This window comes from Prevotella sp. Rep29 (assembly GCF_019551475.1).
Taxonomy (GTDB): domain Bacteria; phylum Bacteroidota; class Bacteroidia; order Bacteroidales; family Bacteroidaceae; genus Prevotella.
In genome coordinates, this window is the sequence record NZ_CP047159.1 from 1,013,709 (window position 1) to 1,038,690 (window position 24,982).

The following is a 24,982-nucleotide window of genomic DNA, read 5'->3' on the forward strand; positions in this document are numbered from 1 at the left end:
TTGTTTTGCTGCTTTCTCGCTCAAGCGCTTTGGCTGCGTCCCGGTTATTCATGTCCGACTATAAAAATAAAATGAGGCTTTTATTTTGTATTGTTCTCACTTAATTGTAACTTTGTCGGACAAAAGGAATAACTGGGATGCGTGCATTAGAACTTCTCTCACCGGCAAAGAATCTGGAGTGTGGCATCGCTGCCATTGACCATGGGGCGGATGCTGTATATATCGGGGCGGAACGTTTCGGCGCCCGTGCTGCTGCGGGAAATTCGTTGGAAGATATTGGAGCGCTCTGCGACTATGCCCACCGCTTTCGGGCACGCGTCTATGTGACGGTCAATACGATTCTCTATGATGATGAGTTGGACGACACGGAGCGACTGATTGGGCGGTTGCAGGACGTGGGCGTAGATGCTATTCTCGTTCAGGATATGGGCATCTTGCAGATGCGCCGCGAGTGGCTGCAAGCAGGACGGACGTTCCCTGAGATTCACGCTTCCACGCAGACGGACAACCGCACGGCGGAGAAGGTGCGCTGGTTGCATAGTGAGGGCTTCAGCCGTGTGGTTCTGGCGCGCGAATTGTCTTTGGGCGAGATAGGCGAGATACATGCAGCCGTTCCCGACGTGGAACTGGAGGCGTTCGTCCACGGCGCGTTGTGCGTGAGCTACTCGGGCGTGTGCTATGCTTCGCAACATTGTTTCGGGCGCAGTGCCAATCGGGGCGAGTGCGCACAGTTCTGCAGGATGAAGTTCGACCTCCTGGATACGGAGGGGCGCGAGTTGGTGCATCAGCGCCACTTGTTGTCGCTTCGGGATATGTGCCGCATCGCTGATGTGGAGGCTCTGGCGGATGCCGGAGTCACCTCGTTTAAGATAGAAGGAAGGTTGAAGGATGTGACGTATGTCAAGAATGTGGTGGCAGCTTACAGTCGGGAGCTTGACGAACTGGTGAGAAGGTGTCCGGAGAAATACTGCCGTGCTTCTCTCGGAACGGCGCGTCACCACTTTACACCGCAGCTGAACAAGAGTTTCAATCGCGGCTTCACCGACTATTTCCTGCATGGACGCACCTCGGGCATCGCTTCTTTTGATACCCCGAAATCAATCGGTGAGCCTGTCGGAAAGGTCAAGGAAATCAGACGGAACGCCTTTACGGTTGCCGGAACGGCTGTGTTCAACAATGGCGACGGCTTGTGTTTCTTTGATGCTTCGCACGAACTGACGGGCGTTCGCATCAATCGGGTGGAGAACAACTGCCTGTTTCCACAGCGTATGCCTGTCGGTTTACGGGTTGGTATGCCGCTCTATCGCAACAGCGATGCCGACTTCGAGCGTCGTCTGTCGCAGCAGTCAGCCGTGCGCAAGATGCCTGTCAGCATGCGTTGGGCGTTGTCGGCGGATGGATATGTGCTGACCGTCTCGCTGGAAGAGGCAGACGTGTCGGCGAGTGCATCGCTGATATATGCCCATCAAGAGGCAGAAAAGCCGCAGGGCGAGAATGTGCGTCGGCAGTTATCGCGCTTGGGTGATACGGCGTTTGAGTGTGTTCGCGTGGAGTTGGAGGAGGGTACAGAGACCCGTTTCGTGCCTTCGAGCATGCTGGCAGACGTCCGCAGAAAAGCTGTGGCACGGTTGGAAGAAGCCATACAGGCGATGCGCGGTGCTTCTCCTGAAAAGGAACAAGCAGCGAGGGTGGATGGAGGAGACAGCGTTCCCCGTCTTCCTTTATATGCTTCGCATCCATATATGTATAATGTGTCGAACCGATATGCCCGCACGTTTTATGCAGAAAGGGGAGTGGGCGACGTGTCGCCGGCGTTCGAACAGGATGCCCACACGCCTTCAAGACTGTTGATGCAGTGCCGTCACTGCCTGAAATATGAGTTGGGAATGTGTCCGAAGTCAGTCGAAAAGTCATCGGGAAACAGGCTGCCCGGCTTTCTGAGACTGGCAGACGGTCGCCGTTTCCGGCTGGAGTTTGATTGCAAACATTGTCAGATGAATGTATATGCGGAAGAATAATCAGTTCTGTTTGGTGTTGCTCGTTTGTATCTTGAGCCTCTCTTCATGTTACCATCGTCCGGCGAACATGAAGCGGCAACCCGTGGAATACACCGAGCATGAGTTGGACTCAATCTCGTTTCTGCGGGCACATCACTATGGACGCAACTTCAATTTCGTCGTGCGCACCGACTCCCTGAAGTTGATTCGGCAGTTGCCGGAGGAGCAAATCAACGACCTGCCGACCGATACGTTTGCCGTTTCCCGCCACACACATGTGGTGGTGGCAGACATTCGCATCCTGCCGACAGACACAATCGACTCCGTCTGGGTGCAAGTGGCGTTGAATCAGGACGATATCGGCTGGACACACGAGAGCGACTTGTTGCCCCATGTCGATCCGGATGACCCCATTTCGCAGTTTATCTCGGCTTTCTCGAACATCCATCTGATGATATTTCTCATCGTGATACTGCTCATAGGTATCGCCTATCTGCTCCGCACCCTGATGCGCCATCATGCCTATATCGTGCATTTCAACGATATTCCTTCGTTCTATCCGACCTTGTTGGCGCTGACAGTGGCAACGGCAGCCATGCTCTATGGAACCATTCAGCATTTCGCTCCGGAGACATGGCGGCATTTTTACTTCCATCCCACGCTGAACCCCTTTATCTGTCCGCCCCTGCTGATGGTGTTTCTCGTCTCGGTATGGTCGATTGTCATTGTGGGGCTGGCGGCTGTTGACGACACCTTCCGCCATCTGCGCACCTCTTCCGCCATTCTCTATCTGTTCGGATTGTCTGCCATCTGTATTCTGAACTACATCATCTTCACCATCACCACCTATTATTATATAGGCTATCTGTTGTATGCCGCTTACGTCGGTTTCGCACTTTGGCGCTATTTCAAGTATAGCCGCATGCACTTTATCTGCGGAAACTGCGGGATGCGGATGAAGGAGAAAGGCACTTGTCCGAACTGCGGGGTCCAGAATCGTTGAACCCAAATGAGTCATTCGGAGATGGGGTGAATCGGGAAATGAAAAAAAGACGGCATTCCGCAATTGGGAATGCCGTCTTTTTCGTTATTGTCACACGTATCAGAACTGCTCTGCCACTTCCTGAAGAATCTCTTCGAGCGTGGGATGGGTGTGTACCATCTCGTGCAGTTGCTGTACGGTTGTGTCGAGTGTCATGAGCGAACTGATTTCCTGTACGAGGTCAGACGCATGTGCACCAAACACGTGGCAGCCGATAATCTTTCCGTTCTCGTCAGCCAACAGTTTGACAAGTCCTTCGGTTTCGTTCATCGCCAAAGCCTTTCCGTTGGCACGATAATATCCCTTCTTGCAGGTGTAAGCGATACCGCTTTCCTTGCATTGGTCTTCGGTCAGTCCTACACCGCCGGCTTCGGGATTGGTGAAGATGGCAGAAGGAATGATGTCGAGACGGATATTGTCCTTCTTGCGGAGGATGTGGTTGACGGCATGCAGTCCCTGGAAGGTGGCTGCATGTGCCAGCATCATCCGTGCGTTGACGTCGCCAATGGCGTAGATGCCTTCCACGTTGGTCATCATGTCGTCGTTGACGGTGATGCCTTGTTTGGTGTATGCCACACCGGCATTCTCCAAATCGAGCGACTCGGTGTTGGCTGCCCTTCCCGTGGCTACCAGCACGAGGTCGGCTTCCACTTGCTCCTCTTTCCCTTTGCGCTCAAAAATCACGGCTTCTTTCGTGATTTCCTTTACGCCCGACTGCATGAAGAAGTTCACGCCACGCTTGCCGATGGTCTGTCGCAGACGCTTGGCAATGTCGCTGTCGAGTGCCGGCAGACATTCCTTCAGGAACTCAACAACCGTCACTTCGCTGCCGAAACTGTTGAAGATAGATGCGAACTCCATTCCGATGACGCCGGCACCGATGATGCAGAGGCGCTTGGGAATGTAGTCAATATCGAGCAGTTCGGTAGAGGTAACCACGTGGGGGAGGTCGATGCCCGGTATGGGAATCAGCTTCGCACGTGAACCCGAAGCGATGATGATATTGTCGGCTGTGTATTCTTCGCCACCTATCATGACCGTGTGGGCATCCTTGAAGCGTGCTTCGCCCTTCACGAAGGTGATTCCGGGAGCCGACAGCAGAGTCTCGACACCGCTGCGGAGTGTCTCAACCACCTGTTGCTTGCGTTCGGAAATCTTGCTGAAATTGATGTCGAATTTCAAGTTTTCCACACCAAAGGTTTCTCCTTCGTGCAGTGCATCGATGACTTCGGCATTCTTGCAGAACGTCTTTGTGGGAATACAGCCGCAGTTCAGGCATGTTCCACCCGCATGTTCTCTTTCGGCAATGACGACTTGGAGTCCGTTCTTTGCTGCATATTCAGCAGTGCGATAACCGCCAGGTCCGCTACCGATGATAATCAAATCAGTCTTCATGGTGCATCTGTTGATAGGTGAGAATCGGGTTCTTGGCTGCCAACACGTCGTCCACACGTCCGATAGGTGTGTTGTGCGGTGCGCTCTTCACGGTCTCCGGCTCGCTCTTTGCCTCTTCGGCGATGCGGCGCATCACGTCGATAAAGCCATTGATGGTGTCGAGGCTTTCGTTCTCTGTCGGCTCTACCATCAGTGCTTCGTGGAACAGCAGCGGGAAATAGATGGTCGGTGCGTGATAGCCATAGTCGAGCAGGCGCTTGGCAACATCCATCGTTGTCACGCCGGTTGACTTGTCTTTCAGACCGTTGAAGACAAACTCGTGCTTGCACAATCCGTCGATTGGCAGTTCGAACACGTCTTTCAGCGCCTCTTTGATGTAGTTGGCGTTGAGTGTGGCGAGCGGACCCACCATCTTGATGTTCTCCTTGCCCAACGTAAGGATATAGGTATAGGCGCGAACGATAACGGCAAAGTTACCCAGGAATGCTCCTACGGAGATGTCGTTGGCATTCGCGTCAACGGTGAACTTGTCGCCATTCTTGATGACGCGCGGACTCGGGAGGAACTCCACGAGCTTCTCGCATACGCCGACGGGACCGCTGCCCGGTCCGCCACCGCCGTGAGGAGTGGAGAACGTCTTGTGCAGGTTGATGTGCATCACGTCGAATCCCATGTCGCCCGGACGGCTTGCGCCCAGCATCGGGTTGAGGTTGGCACCGTCGTAGTACATCAAGCCGCCGCAATCGTGTATGAGTTTCTCGATTTCGGGTATCTGTTGCTCAAACAATCCGAGTGTGTTGGGATTGGTCATCATCATGGCTGCAATGTTCGGCGCTTCAGTTTCCAAGAGCGTTTTGAGGTCGTTCACGTCCACCAAGCCGTCGGCAGTGCTCTTCACTTCGAGGATATCGAGTCCGCAGACAGCGGCAGATGCCGGGTTGGTACCGTGTGCTGAGTCGGGAACAATCACTTTCGTGCGGTTCACGTCACCACGCTTCTGATGGTAAGCACGGATAACCATGAGTCCTGTGAGCTCTCCGTGTGCACCGGCAAACGGGTTGAGGGTGAATTCGCTCAAGCCCGTCAGTGCGGCGAGCGACTTCTGGAGGTTGTAGTAAACTTCGAGCGCTCCCTGGCAAGTCTCAATCGGCTGCAGGGGGTGCAAGCCCGTGAACTGTGGCAATGCTGCCATCTCTTCGTTGATGACGGGATTATATTTCATCGTGCAGCTTCCCAACGGATAGAACCCGTTGTTCACGCCGAAGTTGTTGGCGCTGTGGTTGGTGTAGTGGCGCACGACTGTCAACTCATCGCATTCGGGCAATTCGGCATCTTTCTCGCGGCACAGGTTCTTGGGCAGCTCATAGTTGCCGAACTTGTTCTCCGGGAGGGTGCATCCTTTGCGTCCGCTATGTGAAAGTTCGAATATCAGATTTCCATATAACTTGTTGTTCATAGCTTCAATGTTTTTATTTGACGAGTTCAACTAATTGATCGATTTCTTCTTTCGTGCGCTTCTCTGTCACGGCGAACATGATGATGTCGTCTGCCACTTTCACGCCGCCGAGGATACCGTTGTCGGCGAGGTGTTTCTGGAGTGCATCGACGTTGCCGTTGTAGCGAACGCAGAATTCGTTGAAGAAGGGCTGTTCGTAAGCCAGTGTGAACTTGCCTGTCTTGACGAGTTCTTCACAGAGATAGTGTGCGGCAGAGTAGGAGAGCGAAGCTGCTTCTTTGAGTCCTTCTTTGCCCATGATGCTCATATAGATGGTGACAAAAAGCGCCATCAGGCTCTGGTTAGAGCAGATGTTTGACGTGGCTTTCTGTCGGCGGATGTGCTGTTCGCGTGCCTGCAGGGTGAGTACGAATGCCCGCTGTCCGCGGTTGTCCTGGGTGGCTCCCACGATGCGTCCCGGCATTTTGCGCATGAGTTTCTCGGTGCAGCACATATATCCGACGTATGGTCCTCCGAACGACATCGGGATGCCCAGTGACTGTCCGTCGCCCACAGCGATGTCTGCTCCCCATTCTCTCGGTGTTTTCAGGAGGGCGAGGTCGGCAGCGATGCTGTTCATGACGAACAGGGCTTTGTTGTCGTGGCATGTATCGGCAAAACCGCTGTAGTCTTCAACGATTCCGTAGTAGTTGGGCTGCTGCACAACCACTCCTGCCACGCCTCCGGCAGCAATTTTCTGCTCCATGTCGGCTTTGTCTGTCACGCCGTTTTTCTCAGCAATCAGTTCGATTTCGATGTTTTGGAAGTGTGCGTAGGTACGGATGACGCGCAGCACTTTCGGGTCGATGGTGCCTGAAACCAGCACTTTGTTTGCCTTCTTCGCATTGGCTACAGCCATGAGCACGGCTTCGGCAGTGGCGGTGCTTCCGTCATACATGGAGGCATTGGAGATGTCCATGCCTGTGAGTTCTGCCATCATGCTCTGATATTCGAAGATGTAGTGGAGCGTACCCTGTGAGATTTCTGCCTGATACGGGGTGTAGCTGGTGAGAAATTCCGAGCGTTGGATGATGTTGGGTACGATGGAAGGGGTGTAGTGGTCGTAAACACCGGCACCGGCAAATACGGTCAGTTGCTCGTTTTTCTTTCCGAGCTGCTCAAAAAAGTGGCGTATTTCCATTTCGCTCATGGCGGAAGGAAGGTCGTAGTCGCCTTTGAAGCGGATGCTCTCCGGTATTTCGGAGAACAGTTCGTCGAGCGAGCCGACGCCCACTTTCTTCAGCATAACGTCTAAATCCTCTTGTGTGTGAGGAAAATATTTGTATTGCATGTTTGTTTCGTGAAATGATAAAAATGTAATATTGTTTTTCGTGAATTGTAAAGCTATCCCCCAAGTTGTTGGAGGATAGCTTTAGCTCGTGTGGTGAGTGGTTTACTGCTGTGCGCAGAACTCCTCGTAGGCTTTTGCGTCCATCAGGTTGTCGAGCTCGCTCTTGTCAGAGAGTTCCACCTTGATGATCCAGTTTCCGAATGCGTCTTGGTTGACGAGCTCGGGAGTGTCCTCGAGTGCTTCGTTGACTTCAACCACTTTTCCGCTGACGGGAGAGGTGAGGTCGCTGGCTGCTTTCACGCTTTCAACGGCACCGAAGTCTTCGCCTGCCTCAACGTCGTCATCTACTTCTGGCATATCCACATATACGATGTTGCCAAGCGCATGCTGTGCATAGTCAGTGATACCTACATAACCAAATTCGCCTTCAACGCGAACAAACTCGTGTGACTCGCTGTAATAGAGTCCTTCAATAAATTTTGCCATAATTTTTTTAGTTGTTTTATTTTATGATTTAATGTTGATTCTTATTTCTTGTAGTGCTTGTCGTAGAAGCGTTTCTTCACCACTTTTGCGGGGAAGGTCTTCTTGCGGATCTGTACTTCCACCTCTGTGTCGAGCTTTCCGTAGGCAGCATCCACGAGTGCCATTGCCACGCTCTTGCCGGTAGAGATAGAGTTGTAGCCGGTTGTGATTTCGCCAATCTTCTGTCCGTCTTTCATCACGGCGTATCCGTGGCGTGGGATGGCTTTGTCGAAGAGTTCGAGACCCACCACTCTCTGTTTCACGCCCTCAGCTTTCTGCTGAGCGATGGCTTCCTTGCCGATGAATTCTTCCTTGTCGAGCTTGCAGAACATGCTCAGACCTGCCATGACGGGAGAAATCTCGTCGGTCAGCTCGTCGCCGTAGAGCGGCAGTCCCACCTCGAAGCGGAGTGTGTCGCGGCAGCCTAATCCGCATGGTACGCATTTCTTGCTCTCGATGAGCTTGTCCCATGAGCGGCGGATGAAGTCGTGTGAGCCGTAGATTTCGAATCCGTCTTCGCCCGTGTAGCCTGTTCGGCTCAGGATGATGGTCTCGCCGTCGATGTCCACGCGCTTGGCTGTGTAGAACACAAGGTCTTTGCAGGGCAGTCCGAGCACCTCGTCAACGACTGCTTCAGCCTCCGGTCCTTGCACTGCCAACTGTGCGTAGTAGTCAGAGCAGTGGTTGAACTCGATGTCGAACGAGCCGATGTTCTTCTTCATCCATTCCACGTCCTTGTCGATGTTGGCAGCGTTGATGACGAGGAAGAAGTCGTTTTCGCCCATCTTGTAAACGAGCAGGTCGTCAACGGTACCGCCGTTCTCGTAGAGCATCATTCCGTAGAACACCTGTCCGTCGGGTGCGCCCGTCACGTCGTTGGTGAAGATATGGTTGACATATTTCTCTGCATCTTTTCCCTTGATGGCTACTTCTCCCATGTGGGATACGTCGAACACGCCGCAGTGCTGGCGCACGGCGTTGTGCTCGTCGATGATTGCAGTATAGATAATCGGCATGTCGAAGCCTGCAAACGGTGCCATCTGTGCACCGAGTGCCACGTGTTTGTCGTGAAGACAAGTCTTTTTAATTTCCATAATATGACGTTTTTAAGGTTGAATAATTGTTTCGTTACTTGTTATGAGCCTCACGAAGTCTTCCTTCCGGAGGTTGAGGATGATGTCGTCGAGCCTTTCCGGCAGCGCGTCGGTGATGGCTTCTTCGGTCAGCGCGACGTTGTGCAGCGGCTGGAGAATGCGGTTGTCGATGTCGCCCACGAGGAAATAGTCGCCCATGATGTTGGCTTCCTTGATGACGTTGTTCTTCAGTTCCATGCGTATCTCCAGTTCGCCTACGCCTTCTATCCTTCCTTTGCGCACGAGGCTGTAGCGCGGATTGTTGCCGTAGATGAACGAATCGGTGAGGTATTCCTGTTCTATCTCTTCAATCTTGCGCACGGCTTCGTCGTCGAGCGTGATTTCACGGTCGCACAGGTTCTGACGTACGAACGCCTTGAACTCGTCGATGGTGATGTCTATGTGGTCTTTCAGCAGGGCGATGTGCTGGCGCACGCTCTGCACGCCCTTGCTGACCAGCTTCTCGTTGCTGGGCGTGATGCTTCCCACCATGTGTTCCATGTTCGTGTCGTAGAGCATGGTGCCGTGCACGATGCTGCGTCCGGGGATGTGGTAGAAGGCATTTCCCGACACCTTTCTCCCGCCGATGAGGATGTCATTCCGCCCGCTGGCTTGCGCGTCCACGCCCAGTCGGTGCAATACCAGCACCAGCATGTTGATGTAGCGGTTGAACGTGAAGTTGACCCGCTCGTCCTTTGCGATGTAGGAGAACATGACGTTGCTGCGGTCGGAATAGACGCATCCGCCACCGCTCTTGCGCCGATAGGTCTGAATGCCGTGTGCGCGGCAGTAGTCCATGTTCACCTCGTTCTCTATCAGTTGGTTGCGTCCGAAGATGACCGTCGGGTCGCTCTGCCACATGAAGAAGCAGTCGTCTTCGTCCATGTAGCGTGCCACGTATTCTTCCATCGCCAGATAGAATACGAGTCGCCGGTTCTCTTCTTTCGGTAATGCGATATATACCATGCTTCAACTGCCCAGATTTGAGGTCTCTTTTAATATTGTGGTGCAAATTTACTAAATATAAATCGATTGACCGCCATTTTATCGAAAAATATTTTCAGCAGCGTTCTTTTTATAAAAGAAAACGTTCTGTGCGCCCCTCTTCGCCTGTCGTTCGTCTTTCTTTCGAGGGAAAGTTGTCCGGACGGAAAAGATAGGGGTGGGGGAGTTGCTTGGGAGGGTTGGCGGAACGGCAGTTTTTGAATAAATATACGGGAGTTGGAAATGTTAAAATGTAAAGAAAAAAGATGAAATAGTTTGACATTCGAAAAATGAAATTCTGGCGTTCTTTTTGTAAAATGTTTTCTTTCGCGAACCCGTTTTTGGACTTCCTGATTCTGAAAGTTGAACTTTCGGGTTGCGAAAGTTGAACTTTCACATTGCAAAAGTTGCCCTTTTGGCGTTCAAAAGTGGCACTTTCAGGGGCTTTTTTCATGCTTTTCCGGGGGTGTTTTCGGTGCTTTGAAAACGTAAAACGCACCCTGTCAGCGAGTTGCGAAACGTCTCATATTTTGCGTATTTCGCACCGACGGAAACTTTTTTCAGAAAAGTGGGCTGCATTTTGCGTAGAAACGCATTTTTAAATGTTAAAATGTAAAACGCTTGAGTGGCATTTTTGCATATTTTCGGTGGCGGGAAAACAAAGAAAATCCCTGCCCGCTTTTCACCATTTCGCGTGAAGAGGGGCAGGGATTTTGGGATTATCCCAGTCGGTCATTGGGATGATTGCTGGCGGATGCAGTCAACGATGGCTTGGCGTTTCTGCTTGCTGGTGCCGTGAACGAGATGGCGCACGATGCCGTCCTTGTCAACGACGATGGTCAGCGGGAAGCCTTTGCCGTCAATCCATTTCATCATTTCCTTCTCGTTGACGAGGTGCGTCCACGTGAATTGGCGCTGCTCGGTGATTCTCCGTGTGGTTACGGCGTCGTGGAAGGTTGCCGAGAAGAACATGACATCGGGGAACATCTCCTTCCAGGTGGACAGTTCGGGCATCTCTCTCAGGCACGGTCCGCAGCCGGAATACCATAGGTTGATGACCATCGGCTTGCCCTTTACCGCCTCGTTGTTCCATGTTTTTCCGTCGATATCTTTAGCGCTGAATTTCGGGAAAGGCTCGTTCAGTTGCGGTGCGTCGTGGTTTGGCTGGTTGTCGGGTTTCCGGGTGAGGCTGATCATCTCGCGCAGCACCTGATAATCCTCCAGCATTTTCTGCCCGTCGTGCACCCGTTCTGTGGGAACGGCTTGTCTGGTCAGCTCTTCCGGCAGCTCGACGTCGTCGATGGTGAACGCAATGACCCTGTTTCCTTTGCTGTCTTTGAGCATCGTCATAGATATGTTCCCTTCAGGAAGGTCGGGTTTCGAGGTGAAGAAATAGCCGTTGACGCAGTATTGCGGTACGATGGTGTCTGTGCGTTGTGCCGTGTCGTTTGCCGTTTGGGCAGTAGCCGTTGTCGCCATCGTCAGCATCAGGCATAAGGCGAATGTCGTAATCGTTTTCATCGGTGCTTCTCTTTTTATTTTAAATAATGTCTGAAAAAGAAAAAAGTCCATGAACTCCTTTTCGGAAAAAAGCTCATGGACTTTCGTGGGTTGGGGGAATTATTTGTTTTTCAGCAAATCACGGATTTCGCCGAGCAACTCCTCCTGTGTCGGTCCTGCGGGTGCAGCCGGCTCTTCTTCCTTCTTTCTTGACAGCTTGTTGATGGCTTTCAGTGCGAAGAAGATACAGAGCGCGATAATGAGGAAGTCAACCACATTCTGGAGGAATATTCCATATTTCACCTCTGCACCGTTAATTTTAGTTGTGAGGTTGGCAAAGTCGTTGCCGATCAGCGTTCCGATGAGCGGCATGAGTATGTTGTCAACGACCGAACTAACGATTTTTCCGAATGCGCCGCCGATGATTACACCGACAGCCATGTCCATCACATTGCCTTTTAAGGCAAACTCTTTAAACTCTTTGATAAGTCCCATAATTTAATTTTTTAGTTTTTTAATAATGTAACCGAGTGCAAATATAGAAAATATTTGTAACTTTGCAAACGAAAAGAATAAAAAATGCCCGTGAGGCACGTGTTTTTCGGCAATAACAAGCGAAATAACATATTTATAAACCCTTTAAAGATAAACTAATAAAAAAATGACAAAAGTTGCTATTAACGGCTTTGGCCGTATTGGTCGCCTCGCTTTCCGTCAGATGTTCGAGGCTGAAGGTTATGAAGTAGTAGCTATCAACGACCTGACAAGTCCTAAGATGCTCGCTCACCTGTTGAAGTATGACACCGCACAGGGCGGTTTCGCTGGCAAGTATGGTGAGGGCAAGCACACGGTAGAGTGCACAGACAACTCAATCATCGTTGACGGTAAGGAAATCACTATCTATGCAATGCCCAACGCAGCCGAACTGCCTTGGGGACAGCTCGGCGTTGACGTAGTGCTCGAGTGCACAGGCTTCTATACCTCTAAGGAAAAGGCTTCTGCCCACATTCAGGCAGGTGCGAAGAAGGTGGTTATCTCTGCTCCCGCAGGAAACGACCTGCCCACCATCGTTTACAACGTGAACCACAAGGCGCTGACGCCTGCCGACACAGTCATCTCGGCTGCATCATGCACCACCAACTGTCTGGCTCCTATGGCTGACGCACTGAACAAGTTCGCACCCATCTGCAGCGGTATCATGTCAACCATCCACGCCTACACCGGCGACCAGATGATTCTCGACGGTCCGCAGCGCAAGGGCGACCTCCGTCGCAGCCGTGCAGGTGCTTGCAACATCGTGCCCAACTCAACGGGTGCTGCCAAGGCTATCGGTCTCGTTATTCCCGAACTGAACGGCAAACTCATCGGTTCTGCTCAGCGCGTGCCCACTCCTACAGGCTCGACAACCATCCTCGTTGCAGTCGTTAAGGGTAAGGACATCACGAAGGAAGGCATCAACGCAGCCATGAAGGCAGCCAGCAACGAGTCGTTCGGCTACACCGAAGACGAAATCGTCAGCAGCGACGTTATCGGCATGAAGTTCGGTTCGCTCTTCGATGCTACGCAGACCATGGTTTCTAAGATTGACGACGACACCTATCAGGTACAGGTTGTTTCTTGGTATGACAATGAGAACTCATACACTTCTCAGATGATTCGTACCATCAAATACCTCGCAGAGCTGAAGTAATCCGCTCTTACACATAACAGAAAAAAGCTGCCCGGCAACTACCGGGCGGCTTTTCTCTTCTCTTTTGTTAAAACGACGTTTTTCATAGCGACAGTATCAACAATATATCCAGCATCATGAAAAGCCTAAAAACCATCCTCCTCATACTCAGTTTGACATTCTCCGTGCAGGCTTCCTACGCGCAGCGTGTCCGTCTGTTCGAAACCTTCAAGGACTCCGTGCCGTACCGCATACCCGCACTGGCAGTCTGTCGCGACGGCAGCCTGATAGCCGTCAGCGACTATCGCTATTGCGGCAACGACATCGGTTATGGTGCCGTCGATTTGCACCAGCGCATCAGTCACGATGGCGGCAAGACATGGGGACTGGAGACGTTGCTCGCACGCGGCACGGCTGAGGGCAACAGCAACACGTTCGGCTATGCCTACGGCGATGCGACCATCGTGGCAGACAGGCAGAGCGATGAGGTGCTGATGCTGTGCGTGTCTGGAAAGATGGTGTATTTCAACAGCCGGCGCGACAATCCGAACCGTGTGGCACGCTTCCGCAGTCACGACGGCGGGCGCACATGGCAGCCGGCGGAAGAGATAACAGACCAGATTTACGGCTTGTTCGACCAGCGTAAGGAAGGACCCGTGCAGGGCTTGTTCTTCGGTTCGGGAAAAATCTGCCAGAGCCGGAAGGTCAAAGTGGGCAGATACTATCGCCTCTATGCTGCCGTACTGACACACTCCGGCGTCTTCGCGCTGTATAGTGACGACTTCGGCGAGTCGTGGAAGGTGCTCGGCGATGCCGATACGTCGCCATGTCCGAAGGGCGACGAGCCGAAATGCGAGGAACTGCCCGACGGCAGTGTCGTGCTGAGTGCGCGCACGACGGGACGTTTCTTCAACGTGTTTACATTCTCAAACAAGAAAAAAGCGTGCGGAACATGGGGCGAACCCGTTGCCGCCCGTGCCTTTGCCGACATCAAGAACGCCTGCAACGGCGAGATTCTTCTGGTGAAAGCACGCTCCTCAGCAACCGGAAAGCGGGTGCATCTGCTCTTGCAGTCGGTGCCTTTCGGTCCGCAGCGCCGCAATGTAGGCTTCTTCTATAAGGAACTGTCGGGGAAAAACGACGCGAAAAGGATAGGCGAGGAGTGGCATCGTGGGCTCCAGGTGAGCCACGAACTGTCAGCCTATTCAACGATGGTTCAGCTCGCCGACGGGCGCATCGGCTTCCAGTGGGAAGAAGGACCAACCGCCTACAACATCGATTACCTCCCGCTATCCATCAGTGAGATCACGTTAGGGGAATATCGTTGACACATTATTTATATATATCCCAAAGGTTTGTAGGGGCGGATCGGTGTATTCGCCCGAAAAGCGCTCGCAATTACTCAGATAATATTCCTCCCGTCAGGCGTTCCCTCCCCATTTGGGGGAGGGTTAGGGTGGGGCTCCTCAGATATTATTCCTCCCGTCAGGCGTTGAGGGTGTGTCAAAATGGAGGAAGTGCGCTTCGCGCAGAATTGAAAATCACCGTAGGCAAATCTCACAAATCTATCCAAAATCTTTCATTCTGTGTATCAGCACTTTGATTTGTTAGATTTGTATAGATTTGTTGGATTTCTCGTCCGTAGGACGACTGAATTCCTATTTTGACACACCCTCTTAGGGTGGGGCTCCTTTATCATTTTTCATTTGTCATTTAGCGAAGCGCTTATCGCGTAGCTCTCCATTTCCGACATTTTTCCGACATTTCCATTTTTCGCATACGCGTTCATAATTATAATTATATCTTTGCATTGAGATGGCGAGCGTCGAAAGCCGTTATCGCACACACAGAAGTGGCAAATCGCTTTTTGCAAGAAATGTTTGGCAATCTCAAATAACTTTTGTAGATTTGCAAAGTCGCCCCACTCCGTCGGAGTTGGAGCATCGACAAGACATTGAGGGCATAAACATGTGATTAACGTCACGCTGTTGATTTGATCGGTGTAAATCTCGCAAATTGAACTGAATCATTCAAACAAGGCATGTGGCTGTTCTTACCTTATTGTATAGGTGAGTGCCGCTTCTGTTAATTTGATGATTCGGGCAATGCGAGAGCCTACACTGACAGATTAGCCAGAAGTAGGTTCTCGCCTTTTTTTATGTAAAAAATGAACAATCAAATAAAAATCAATAATAGTATTTATAACAATGGAAGCAAAACAACTTAAACTTACATTTCTGCTCGCAGTGCTCATGGGCATGGTTGGAGCAAATGCATTCGCCCATGATATTGGGGTTAAGAATGCAGATGGCGTGACCATCTATTACACGTACATGAACAATAAGACGGAGTTGGCAGTCAGCTATCGAGGCTCATACTCTAGTGATTATTCCGATGAATATTCTGGAGTCGTCAATATCCCAGAATCTGTCACTTATAATGGAATGATTTATCCCGTGACGAGCATTGGAGAGTATGCGTTCTATTATTGCAGCGGTCTGACCTCCGTCACCATCCCCAACTCCGTGACGAGCATTGGAACGTTTGCGTTCTATGGTTGCAGCGGTCTGACCTCCGTCACCATCCCCAACTCTGTGACGAGCATTGGATCGGTTGCGTTCTCAAGCAGCGTCAATGTTGATGAGAATAATACTGCCTATTCTTCTATAGATGGCGTATTGTTTAATAAATCACAAACAGAACTGATTCGATATCCAGGTGGGAAACAATATACCATCCCCAACTCCGTGACGAGCATTGGATCTAGGGCGTTCTTTGGATGCCACGGTCTGACCTCCGTGACCATCCCCAACTCTGTGACGAGCATTGGAGAAAGGGCGTTCGAGGGCTGTAGCGGTCTGACAAAAGTGATTGTCAATGATATTGCAGCATGGTGCAATATCTCATTTACAGACTGGAATTCTAATCCTTTATACTATGCAAAGCATCTTTATAGTGACGAGAATACGGAAATTACGAATTTGGTAATACCTGATGGAGTAACGACTATAAAAGACTATGCGTTCGATGGTTGCACAGGTCTGACTTCCGTGACCATCGGCAACTCCGTGACGAGCATTGGAAGTTATGCGTTCGATGGTTGCACAGGTCTGACCTCCGTGACCATCGGCAACTCCGTGACGAGCATTGGATTTAGGGCGTTCGCTGATTGCACAGGTCTGACTTCCGTGACTATCCCCAACTCCGTGACGAGCATTGGACTTGAGCCGTTCTATCGTTGCACAGGTCTGACTTCCGTCACTATTAATAGTAACGCCATCATGTCAGAAAAATATTATAATACTTATAATTCCTTAAAAGGTATCTTTGGTGAACAGGTGAAAAGTTACACGATTGGTGATGGCGTGACGAGCATTGGAGGTTATGCGTTCTATAAATGCAGCGGCCTGACGTCCGTGACCATCCCCAACTCCGTGACGAGCATTGGAGATAGGGCGTTCGAATATTGTAGCGGTCTGACAAAAGTGATTGTCAATGATATTGCAGCATGGTGCAATATCTCATTTACAGACTGGAATTCTAATCCTTTAACCTATGCAAAGCATCTCTATAGTGACGAGAATACAGAAATTACGAATTTGGTAATACCTGATGGAGTGACGACTATAAAAAGCTATGCGTTCGAAGATTGCAGCGGTCTGACTTCCGTGACCATCGGCAACTCCGTGACGAGCATTGGAAAGTCAGCGTTCTCGGGTTGCAGCGGTCTGACCTCCGTCACCATCCCCAGTTCCGTGACGCACATTGACATGTCCGTCACGGACGTGGGAGTAGGACTATTCTTTGTAACTGGGGCGTTCGCTTATTGCAGCAGTCTGATAGAAATCAATGTGGACGAGAATAATACTGCCTATTCTTCTATAGATGGCGTATTGTTTAATAAATCGCAAACAGAACTGATTCTATATCCAAGGGGAAAGCAAGGGGCATACGTCATCCCCAACTCTGTGACGAGTATTGGAAATGATGCGTTCCGAGGTTGCAGCGGTCTGGCTTCCGTCACCATCCCCAACTCTGTGACAAGCATTGGAGATAGGGCGTTCGTTGAGTGCAGCGGTCTGACATCCGTGACTATCGGCAACTCCGTGACGAGCATTGGAGATTGGGCGTTCTATTACTGCACAGGTCTGACCTCCGTGACTATCCCCAACTCCGTAACGAGCATTGGAGGGGCTGCGTTCTATGGTTGCACAGGTCTGACCTCCGTCACTATCGGCAACTCTGTAACGAGCATTGGAGCTGGTGCGTTCTCAGGTTGCACTGGTCTGACCTCCGTCACCATCCCCAACTCCGTAACGAGTATTGAAGAGTATGCGTTCGAAGACTGTGATAAACTGACAGATATATATTGCTACATAGTAGAACCATTGACGATAGAGTGGAGTGTATTTTATGGAGTTCCTACAAACACCTGTATGCTTCATGTGCCTGTCGGAAGCAAGGTGAAATACGAAGCGGCGAACTATTGGAAAAATTTCCTGAATATCGTTGAAGACTTGATGAAGGAAAGAATAGCACAAACTATAACCTGGAATAATTCACAAACGACATTGCTTGTGAATAATGAAATAGAATTGACTGCTGTCGCATCGTCAGGGCTTCCCATTACTTATACTATTAAGTCTGGCAATGATTATGCTACTCTTGTTACAAGTGGGGAGAAAACTTTTTTGAGAGGTGTTAAAGCAGGAACTGTTATTGTCGAAGCGAAGCAAGTTGGAAATGATGAGTACCAGCCTATAAATGTGGAAAAAGTATTTACCATTAGTGAATTAAGAACTGCACAAACTATTACATGGTCACAAAGCCAAGCTTATGTAGTTGGTTTAAATTCTGACATTGAATTGACCGCAGTTGCTTCGTCTGGTTTGCCTATCACTTATACTATTAAATCAGGCAGTGATTGTGCAACACTTATAACGAGCGGGGACAAAACTTCTTTGAAAGGCATTAAACCAGGAACTGTTATCGTTGAAGCGAAACAAGTTGGAAATAGTGAGTACCAACCAGCAAGTGTGGAAAAGGAATTTACCATTAGTGAATTAAGAACAGCACAAACTATTACATGGTCACAAATCCAAGCTTATGTAGTTGGTTTAAATTCTGACATTGAATTGACCGCAGTTGCTTCGTCTGGTTTGCCTATCACTTATGTTATTAAATCTGGTAGTGATTGTGCGACACTTATAACGAGCGGAGACAAAACTTCTTTGAGGGGCATTAAAATAGGAACTGTTGTCATTGAAGCGAAGCAGGATGGAAATAGTGAGTACCAACCAGCAAGTGTGGAAAAGGAATTTACCATTAATAAAAAAACATCACAGAGAATAACATGGAGTCAAGAAATAGAAGCTGTAGTCGGAGATAGTTTGATTTTATCAGCGACTTCTTCGTCTGGACTTCCTGTTGCCTACAGGGCTTTGGATGAAGATTATTGCAGCAAAATGGAAATTAAACAAAATGCTAAAGGACAATATGTGGTACATTTTTCAAATAGAGCACCATCCATTATTGAGGCTTATCAAGAGGGGAACGACACATATAATGCTGCAGAACCTGTAAGAAAGTATTACAACTCATTGAACCCGACAGAGACAGACGGACTGATGTGTATTAATGGTATTTATTACAAATATACTGACAACACACACACAGCTTTGAAAATGGTCAGAGGATTCAAACAGTATGAAGGCGATATCGTGTTCCCCGCTGTTGTCAATGGTTTGCCTGTTACAAAGATGGATAGTGATGCCACCTACATTTGTCCATTGGTAACAACGATAGAGTTTAAAGAGGGACATTCACATATTGAAGGGGTACATTATGATATGGCATTGGAAAAACTTATATTACCCTCAACAACAAGTTATATAGGCTATTTGGTCTTTTTCTGCTGTCCCAAACTGAAAGATATATATTTGTACGCAGCAACACCTCCGGAAGTAGCTTCATCTTATGATTACAACCAGTGGAACGAAGGTGAAGGGAAAACGCTTTATGTACCTCGAGGGACGAAATCCGCATATGAAAATGCAGACTTCTGGAAACACTTTACTATCGTAGAAATTGACGTGCCGACAGGCATTATTTCAATAGATAATTCGCAATCGGCAATTGATAATGACGTTTGGTTTACGCTCAGCGGCGTGCGGCTCAACGGCAAACCGACAAAAGCGGGTATCTACATTGTTAATGGAAAGAAAGTTGTTATAAAATAATGAGTTAATCTGTCTGCCGGCAATGTTGTTTTTGCCGGCGGACAAATTTTTGAATATAGAAATGAGTGATACATTAATAGTTGGAGTTCTATCCTTTATCGGAGGCATTATCACCGTATTAATTACTTCATATTTCGGTTTATGGCAATATTGCAAACAGAGATTCAGTAGCGTCGTCACTGAAGGAAGAAAGGAATATCTGAAAACATTCAGAGATGTTTCTGCAAATTTTTGTTATATAACAGATTTGCGAGTAAACAGTGATAATTTAGAAAACATAAGACTGCAAAAAGAATATGCGTATCAACTGAAACTCTTACTCAATCCGATAGAATATCCTGATTGGTGGGATGGAGAAATCGTTGAGATGATTGATTCATTAATTAACATCCCAGAAAAAGAAACGTTGAAGAAATTGGTTGCACTTTTACAAGCCTCATGCGATATCGAATGGAAAGGTATCACGAAAGAGGGAATTAAAGGAAAACTAACTTCAAAGAGGAAGAGAAAACTTAAAAAGGAAATATATCAAGAATACAAATTATATTGTAAAAAAATAAAATTATGAATGAAACAAAAATTTGTTATTTAATAATGGGAATTGGTTTTATATTGCTCACGGGTATTGTGATAGGGGGTGCAATAGGAGATTTAATAGGAAAGTGCAATGAATCTGTATGTATCGGCGTAGGTATAAGTTTTCTTATAGATGGTGTTATCCTTGTTAGGATTTTCTTTTTGAAAGACAAACACGATAGACAAAAGGATATGTGGTAGAGATATTACAGAATATGTATTATAGATTTCAAAGAAAAAACATCTTTTCGCTCGTACCTCTGGTTAAGGATAGTGGGATACTTTCAGTGTCCGTTTAGATTCAAGTCCCTTCATGAATGAGATTTTTTTGGCGATGCATCAACAATGGCTTCGTGGTAGGTTGTGCAGATTTTTACCAAATACCCATTAAACAAATCGTTTGTCGGATAAAAGCAATGATGCAGACGTATGCGCAAGGCAGCGTCTACATCATTGTTATACATCTTTAATGGATTTGTCAGAAGCCAAGTGTCGCATCTTCGAGTAGGAAGGGAATGACACCGACGTACATGATGCCGTCCTCATCCGTCCATTGTTTGGTGTTCCCGTCCACAATCACAATCTTGCGGAAAAAATCTCCAGAGTTCTTCAGTGAGAAAGTTTCTTGACTCTGCTTATCCTTTGTATTTACATTTAATGCCGATTGAATATGGATTTTTTCTTTCCCTGTATTGACGACAAAGTCTATCTCATATTGTGACTGCTGCTTCTTGCCTTGTTCGTTGATACGGGTAACTTCCACAACTCCCACATCAACGCTATACCCTCGACGTATCAGTTCAAGATAAATCATATTTTCCATCAGATGGGACTTCTCTTGCTGCCGGAAATTCAACTTGGCATTTCTCAGTCCTAAATCCATTGAGTAGAACTTCTGGGTATTCTCGAAGTAGCGTTTCCCTTTCACATCATAGCGTTTGGCTGCAAGAAACAGGTAGGCTTCTTGCAGATAATCCAGATAGTTCTTGATGGTATGATCGGAGGTGGTTCGTCTCATCAGCGTACCTGCGGCATTGGCGAGATTATGCGGATTGGTAAGTGACCCTACAGCCGAAGCCAGCGAGTCAATCAACGCTTCAAGCACCTCATCGTCTTTCAACTTGTAGCGTTCTACAATATCTTTGATATAGACATTTTTGTGAAGATCTGCCAGATATTTGCGCTTCTCGGCTTCTTTCTTCTCGGTAACAGCCAGTGGCATGCCGCCATACGTCAGATATTCTTCTAAAGCATCAGCCTTCTCCAAGTCCGAAACGGCATAATACTCTTTGAAAGACAGCGGATATACCTTGATTTCCGTTCCTCGGTCACGGAAATTGGTGACGATGTCTGTTGAGAGCATTTTTGAGTTGGAGCCTGTCACATATACGTCGAGGTTACTTCTTGCCATCAAGTCGTTCAGGACATCATAGAACGTAGTATATAGCATGTCTTTGTCCTCGTCGGGAATCAAATTCTCATTCACATCCTCATTCTTTACCTTGAATGACAACTGAATCTCATCAATGAAAACATAATACTGCTTGCTCTCTTCTTGAGTCTGGCTGAGCACATAGTCGTACAATTCGTTTGGGTTCCTGTACTTGATATGTTCCTTTCTATCGAGGGCAATTTCTACAAAACAATCTTCAGGGACTCCCTCATCTTTCAGGTAGTCCTTATATAAGGTTGAAAGGAGAAATGACTTGCCGCAACGTCTGATACCCGTGATGATTTTCACTTTCCTGTTCCACCGTTTGCTCAGCAACTCTTCTACGTATTTGTCTCGCTTTATTATCATGTTTTTTTACTTTTTACTGCAAATATGGTCGAATGGTTCGACCGTTTTTGCAGTACAAAGATAATTGTTTATTCTGAAATCGACAAATATTTAGCCTGTTATTTCATTCTACAATACTGTCAATGAGAATAAATTTGCCCTTTAGAATCAGGGACTACATGAATAATGAATTGCCCATTCGGGTTGAAACAAACCGTATGTCGGATAAAAGCAATGATGCAGACGTATGCGCAAGGCAGCGTCTGCATCATTGTTATTACATCTATATATTTATATATCAGTTTGCGCTCTCAAACTCTTTCAGGAATCGCGTGTCGTTCTCGGAGAACATGCGCAGGTCGCTGACCAAGTATTTCAAGTTCGTGATACGCTCAACGCCTAAGCCGAAAGCGTATCCGCTATAGACATTGCTGTCGATGCCGCAAAGCTCGAGCACGTTCGGATCGACCATTCCGCAACCGAGAATCTCTACCCATCCGGTGTGCTTGCAGAATCCGCACCCCTTGCCACCGCAGATGTGGCATGAGATGTCCATCTCGGCACTGGGTTCAGTAAAGGGGAAGTAGCTCGGGCGCAAGCGGATTTGCGTTTCAGGTCCGAACATCTCCTGCGAGAAGGTGAGAAGCACTTGCTTCAGGTCGGTGAACGATACGTTCTTGTCGATGTAAAGTCCTTCGACCTGATGGAAGAAGCAGTGGGCGCGGGCGGTAATCGCCTCGTTCCGATAGACGCGTCCCGGACAGATGATGCGGATGGGCGGTTGTGTGCGCTCCATGACACGTGCCTGCACGGAACTGGTGTGGCTTCTGAGCAGGATGTTCTTCGTTACGTCGTTGGGATGTTGCGAGATGAAAAAGGTGTCTTGCATGTCGCGTGCCGGATGGTCGGCGGCGAAGTTCATCTTCGTAAAGATGTGCAAGTCGTCTTCCACCTCAGGTCCGTCGGCAAGCGTGAAGCCCATGCGCGAGAAGATGTCGATAATCTCGTTGCGCACGATGGTCAGCGGATGGCGCGTACCCAGTTTGATTGGATAAGCCGTGCGCGTCAGGTCCAGCTCCTCAGAGTCGTCGTTCTTCGTCTCCATCTGCTCGCGAAGGGCGTTGATGTGTTCAATGGCGGTCTGCTTGAGCTCGTTGATTTTCATGCCTACCGCCTTTTTCTGGTCGGCAGCCACGTTTCTGAAGTCAGCCATCAGCGCATTGATTTCGCCTTTCTTACTCAGATATTTCAGTCGCAACGCCTCTAATTCTTCAGCATTCGAGGCACTCACTTCGCTCACTTCCTTGAGCAGCGATTCTATTTTCTCAAGTATCATATTGTTCGCTTCAAATAAAAATAGTTCTGCAAAGGTAATATTTTTGCTTTAAAAACCGAAAAGTTTGGAAATAAAGTTGTAATTTTGCAGAAATTGATGAGAGAAACAAGCCTTTGGATTACGTTAGTTTTATGAAAAAAGAAGTATTAAGACTTTTGTTATGGTGTGTTCCTGTGGCTGTCATGTTGCTGTCGGGATGTTTGGACAACCGCCGTTCGTCAACAGAGACGCAGGCAGCGGACGAGCAGTATGGCGACACGACGGCAACCGATTCGCTGGAATCTATTTTTGGCGACTCGCCCGTGGCGAAGGCGGCGGACGAACTTTTCGATGATTTCGTCTTCAACTTTGCCGCCAACCGTAAGTTGCAGTTGGCGCGTATCAACTTCCCGCTGCCTGTCAAGGAGAACGGAAAGGAGCGGAAAATGGGGAAAACCGAGTGGAAGATGGATTATTTCTTCATGAAGCAAGGGTATTATTCCTTGATTTTCGATGATGAAAAACAGATAGAGGTAGTCAATGACACGGCTGTCAATCATGTCGTGTTGGAAAAGATATTTCTTGCGAAAAACCTCGTCCGGCAGTATGACTTCAAGCGAATCAACGGTTTGTGGATGCTGACGAGGGTGGAGGAGACGGCTCTTTCGCAGAATCAGAACGCATCATTCCTGTCTTTCTATAAGCGTTTTTCTACCGACGATGCGTTCCAGACGAGGAGTCTGCATGTGCCCGTATCTATTGTCTTGCCTGACCCTAACGACGATTTTAACACGATGACGGCTGACCTTTATCCCGAGCAGTGGGTGGATTTCAAACCGCAGATTCTCCCTCGCGATGTGGTGTATAACATCATTTACGGGCAGACGTATAAGAGTAAGGCAAAGAAGTTGTTCGTGATACGCGGTATTGCCAATGGCTTGGAGACAAAGATGAGTTTCAGGAACGTCAATGGGAAATGGCAGTTGACGAAGCTGGTAAAGTTATGAAAGACATCCGCAATTATAGTCTTCTGCGACACAACACCTTTGGCATTGATGCCTGTTGTCGCCGTTACATCGAATACAGTTCGGTGGAGGAGTTGCAACAGGTGATTGCGATGCTGTCGCCTGCCGACCAGCCGCTCTTCATGATGGGCAGCGGGAGTAACATTCTGCTGACTCAGGATTTCGAGGGGACGGTTCTTCATTCAGCCATCAAGGGCTGCGAGGCGACTGTCTGTGGCGACACCATCTTGCTGCGCTGCGGCAGCGGCGAGGTGTGGGACGATGTGGTCGCGCGCTGTGTTGCCAATGGGTGGTATGGTGCGGAGAACCTGTCGCTCATACCTGGCGAAGTGGGTGCATCGGCAGTTCAGAATATCGGGGCGTATGGCGTGGAGGTGAAAGACCTGATAGTGAAGGTTGAAGCCATCGAACTTGCCACGGGAAAAGGCGTGAGCTTCGATAACGGAGAGTGTGCCTATGCCTATCGCCAAAGCCGTTTCAAGAAAGAATGGAAAGACAAGTATGCCATCACCCATGTGACCTATCGGTTGTCAACCACGTTTACCCCTCATCTGGATTATGGAAACATCCGGACGGAGTTGGAAAACAGGCACATCACAGCGCCCACAGCCAAGCAACTGAGGGAGGTTGTTATCAGTATTCGCCAGTCAAAACTTCCCGACCCGCAAACGGAAGGCAACGCCGGCAGCTTCTTCATGAATCCGGTCGTTGGTCGGGAGCATTTCGAGGAGTTGGCTGCCCGCTATCCGTCGATGCCTTTCTATGAGGTCGATGCGTCGCATGTTAAAATTCCTGCCGGATGGTTGATAGAACAATGTGGCTGGAAGGGGCGCTCTTTGGGGCGTGCAGGGGTTCATTCCAAGCAGGCTTTGGTGCTGGTGAATCGAGGCGGAGCAACGGGTCAGGAGGTCTTGCAGCTTTGCGAAACCATCATTGCCGACGTGCGGAATAAGTTTGCCATAGAACTTCATCCTGAGGTTTATGTAATTTAGTTTAATCTTTTGGTCGTCAGAAGG

The 24,982-nt window shown here is 48.9% G+C and carries 20 protein-coding genes; 9 read left to right on the plus strand and 11 right to left on the minus strand.

Annotation, left to right across the window (positions count from 1 at the left end; genetic code table 11):
- Window positions 1-137: 137 nt before the first annotated feature.
- Together GRF55_RS04310 and GRF55_RS04315 are read left to right on the plus strand one after the other, a co-directional pair.
- Window positions 138-2,018 carry a U32 family peptidase gene (locus tag GRF55_RS04310; protein WP_220369303.1) on the plus strand — a complete coding sequence of 627 codons (1,881 nt, stop codon included), beginning with the start codon at window positions 138-140 and terminating at the stop codon, window positions 2,016-2,018.
- Window positions 1,999-3,000, plus strand: a complete 1,002-nt coding sequence (locus GRF55_RS04315; protein WP_370626749.1) for a zinc ribbon domain-containing protein — start codon at window positions 1,999-2,001, stop codon at window positions 2,998-3,000. The genes GRF55_RS04310 and GRF55_RS04315 overlap by 20 nt, the downstream gene beginning before the upstream one ends.
- A gap of 99 nt (window positions 3,001-3,099) precedes the next feature.
- Here GRF55_RS04315 and lpdA read toward each other — a convergent pair whose 3' ends face one another.
- The 9 genes from lpdA to mscL all read right to left on the minus strand — a co-directional run bounded on the left by lpdA (window position 3,100) and on the right by mscL (window position 11,857).
- Window positions 3,100-4,434 carry a dihydrolipoyl dehydrogenase gene (lpdA, locus tag GRF55_RS04320; protein WP_220369304.1) on the minus strand — a complete coding sequence of 445 codons (1,335 nt, stop codon included), beginning with the start codon at window positions 4,432-4,434 and terminating at the stop codon, window positions 3,100-3,102.
- Window positions 4,424-5,890 (minus strand): aminomethyl-transferring glycine dehydrogenase subunit GcvPB, encoded by a 1,467-nt coding sequence (gene gcvPB / locus GRF55_RS04325; protein WP_220369305.1) that lies wholly within the window; start codon window positions 5,888-5,890, stop codon window positions 4,424-4,426. The genes lpdA and gcvPB overlap by 11 nt, the downstream gene beginning before the upstream one ends.
- Before the next feature lie 13 nt (window positions 5,891-5,903).
- Window positions 5,904-7,220, minus strand: coding sequence for an aminomethyl-transferring glycine dehydrogenase subunit GcvPA (gene gcvPA, locus GRF55_RS04330; RefSeq protein ID WP_220369306.1), 1,317 nt, complete (start codon window positions 7,218-7,220; stop codon window positions 5,904-5,906).
- Between the two features lie 102 nt (window positions 7,221-7,322).
- Window positions 7,323-7,706: a glycine cleavage system protein GcvH gene (gene gcvH / locus GRF55_RS04335; RefSeq protein WP_220369307.1), complete on the minus strand. Its 384-nt coding sequence runs from the start codon at window positions 7,704-7,706 to the stop codon at window positions 7,323-7,325.
- A 41-nt stretch (window positions 7,707-7,747) separates the two neighbouring features.
- Complete coding sequence (gcvT, locus tag GRF55_RS04340) at window positions 7,748-8,839, minus strand: glycine cleavage system aminomethyltransferase GcvT (protein WP_220369308.1); 1,092 nt, start codon at window positions 8,837-8,839, stop codon at window positions 7,748-7,750.
- A gap of 12 nt (window positions 8,840-8,851) precedes the next feature.
- Window positions 8,852-9,844 carry a lipoate protein ligase C-terminal domain-containing protein gene (locus GRF55_RS04345; protein WP_220369309.1) on the minus strand — a complete coding sequence of 331 codons (993 nt, stop codon included), beginning with the start codon at window positions 9,842-9,844 and terminating at the stop codon, window positions 8,852-8,854.
- Window positions 9,845-9,953: 109 nt separating this feature from the next.
- Window positions 9,954-10,316 carry a hypothetical protein gene (locus GRF55_RS04350; RefSeq protein ID WP_220369310.1) on the minus strand — a complete coding sequence of 121 codons (363 nt, stop codon included), beginning with the start codon at window positions 10,314-10,316 and terminating at the stop codon, window positions 9,954-9,956.
- Between the two features lie 278 nt (window positions 10,317-10,594).
- The gene (locus GRF55_RS04355; RefSeq protein WP_220369311.1) at window positions 10,595-11,383 is read right to left on the minus strand and encodes a TlpA disulfide reductase family protein; all 789 of its coding nucleotides are present in this window, start codon (window positions 11,381-11,383) and stop codon (window positions 10,595-10,597) included.
- Between the two features lie 99 nt (window positions 11,384-11,482).
- Complete coding sequence (gene mscL / locus GRF55_RS04360) at window positions 11,483-11,857, minus strand: large-conductance mechanosensitive channel protein MscL (protein WP_220369312.1); 375 nt, start codon at window positions 11,855-11,857, stop codon at window positions 11,483-11,485.
- A 166-nt stretch (window positions 11,858-12,023) separates the two neighbouring features.
- Between mscL and gap the strand changes: the two genes are divergently transcribed.
- From gap to GRF55_RS04385, 5 genes are all read left to right on the plus strand, one after another.
- Complete coding sequence (gene gap / locus GRF55_RS04365; RefSeq protein WP_220369313.1) at window positions 12,024-13,052, plus strand: type I glyceraldehyde-3-phosphate dehydrogenase; 1,029 nt, start codon at window positions 12,024-12,026, stop codon at window positions 13,050-13,052.
- 116 nt (window positions 13,053-13,168) lie between these two features.
- Window positions 13,169-14,359, plus strand: coding sequence for a sialidase family protein (locus tag GRF55_RS04370; RefSeq protein ID WP_220369314.1), 1,191 nt, complete (start codon window positions 13,169-13,171; stop codon window positions 14,357-14,359).
- An 879-nt stretch (window positions 14,360-15,238) separates the two neighbouring features.
- Window positions 15,239-19,270, plus strand: coding sequence for a leucine-rich repeat domain-containing protein (locus tag GRF55_RS04375; protein WP_220369315.1), 4,032 nt, complete (start codon window positions 15,239-15,241; stop codon window positions 19,268-19,270).
- A gap of 61 nt (window positions 19,271-19,331) precedes the next feature.
- Window positions 19,332-19,838 (plus strand): hypothetical protein, encoded by a 507-nt coding sequence (locus tag GRF55_RS04380; RefSeq protein ID WP_220369316.1) that lies wholly within the window; start codon window positions 19,332-19,334, stop codon window positions 19,836-19,838.
- Window positions 19,835-20,047, plus strand: a complete 213-nt coding sequence (locus GRF55_RS04385) for a hypothetical protein (RefSeq protein ID WP_220369317.1) — start codon at window positions 19,835-19,837, stop codon at window positions 20,045-20,047. The genes GRF55_RS04380 and GRF55_RS04385 overlap by 4 nt, the downstream gene beginning before the upstream one ends.
- A gap of 277 nt (window positions 20,048-20,324) precedes the next feature.
- Here GRF55_RS04385 and GRF55_RS04390 read toward each other — a convergent pair whose 3' ends face one another.
- A complete protein-coding gene (locus tag GRF55_RS04390) occupies window positions 20,325-21,647 on the minus strand; it encodes an ATP-binding protein (protein WP_220369318.1) in 1,323 nt (440 codons plus the stop codon).
- A gap of 277 nt (window positions 21,648-21,924) precedes the next feature.
- Window positions 21,925-22,962 carry a phenylalanine--tRNA ligase subunit alpha gene (gene pheS, locus GRF55_RS04395; RefSeq protein ID WP_220369319.1) on the minus strand — a complete coding sequence of 346 codons (1,038 nt, stop codon included), beginning with the start codon at window positions 22,960-22,962 and terminating at the stop codon, window positions 21,925-21,927.
- A gap of 131 nt (window positions 22,963-23,093) precedes the next feature.
- Here pheS and GRF55_RS04400 point away from each other — a divergent pair, with 131 nt between their 5' ends.
- Window positions 23,094-23,948: a DUF4348 domain-containing protein gene (locus tag GRF55_RS04400; protein ID WP_220369320.1), complete on the plus strand. Its 855-nt coding sequence runs from the start codon at window positions 23,094-23,096 to the stop codon at window positions 23,946-23,948.
- A complete protein-coding gene (gene murB / locus GRF55_RS04405; RefSeq protein WP_220369622.1) occupies window positions 23,945-24,958 on the plus strand; it encodes a UDP-N-acetylmuramate dehydrogenase in 1,014 nt (337 codons plus the stop codon). Before GRF55_RS04400 ends, murB begins: the two co-directional genes overlap by 4 nt.
- Window positions 24,959-24,982: the final 24 nt, after the last annotated feature.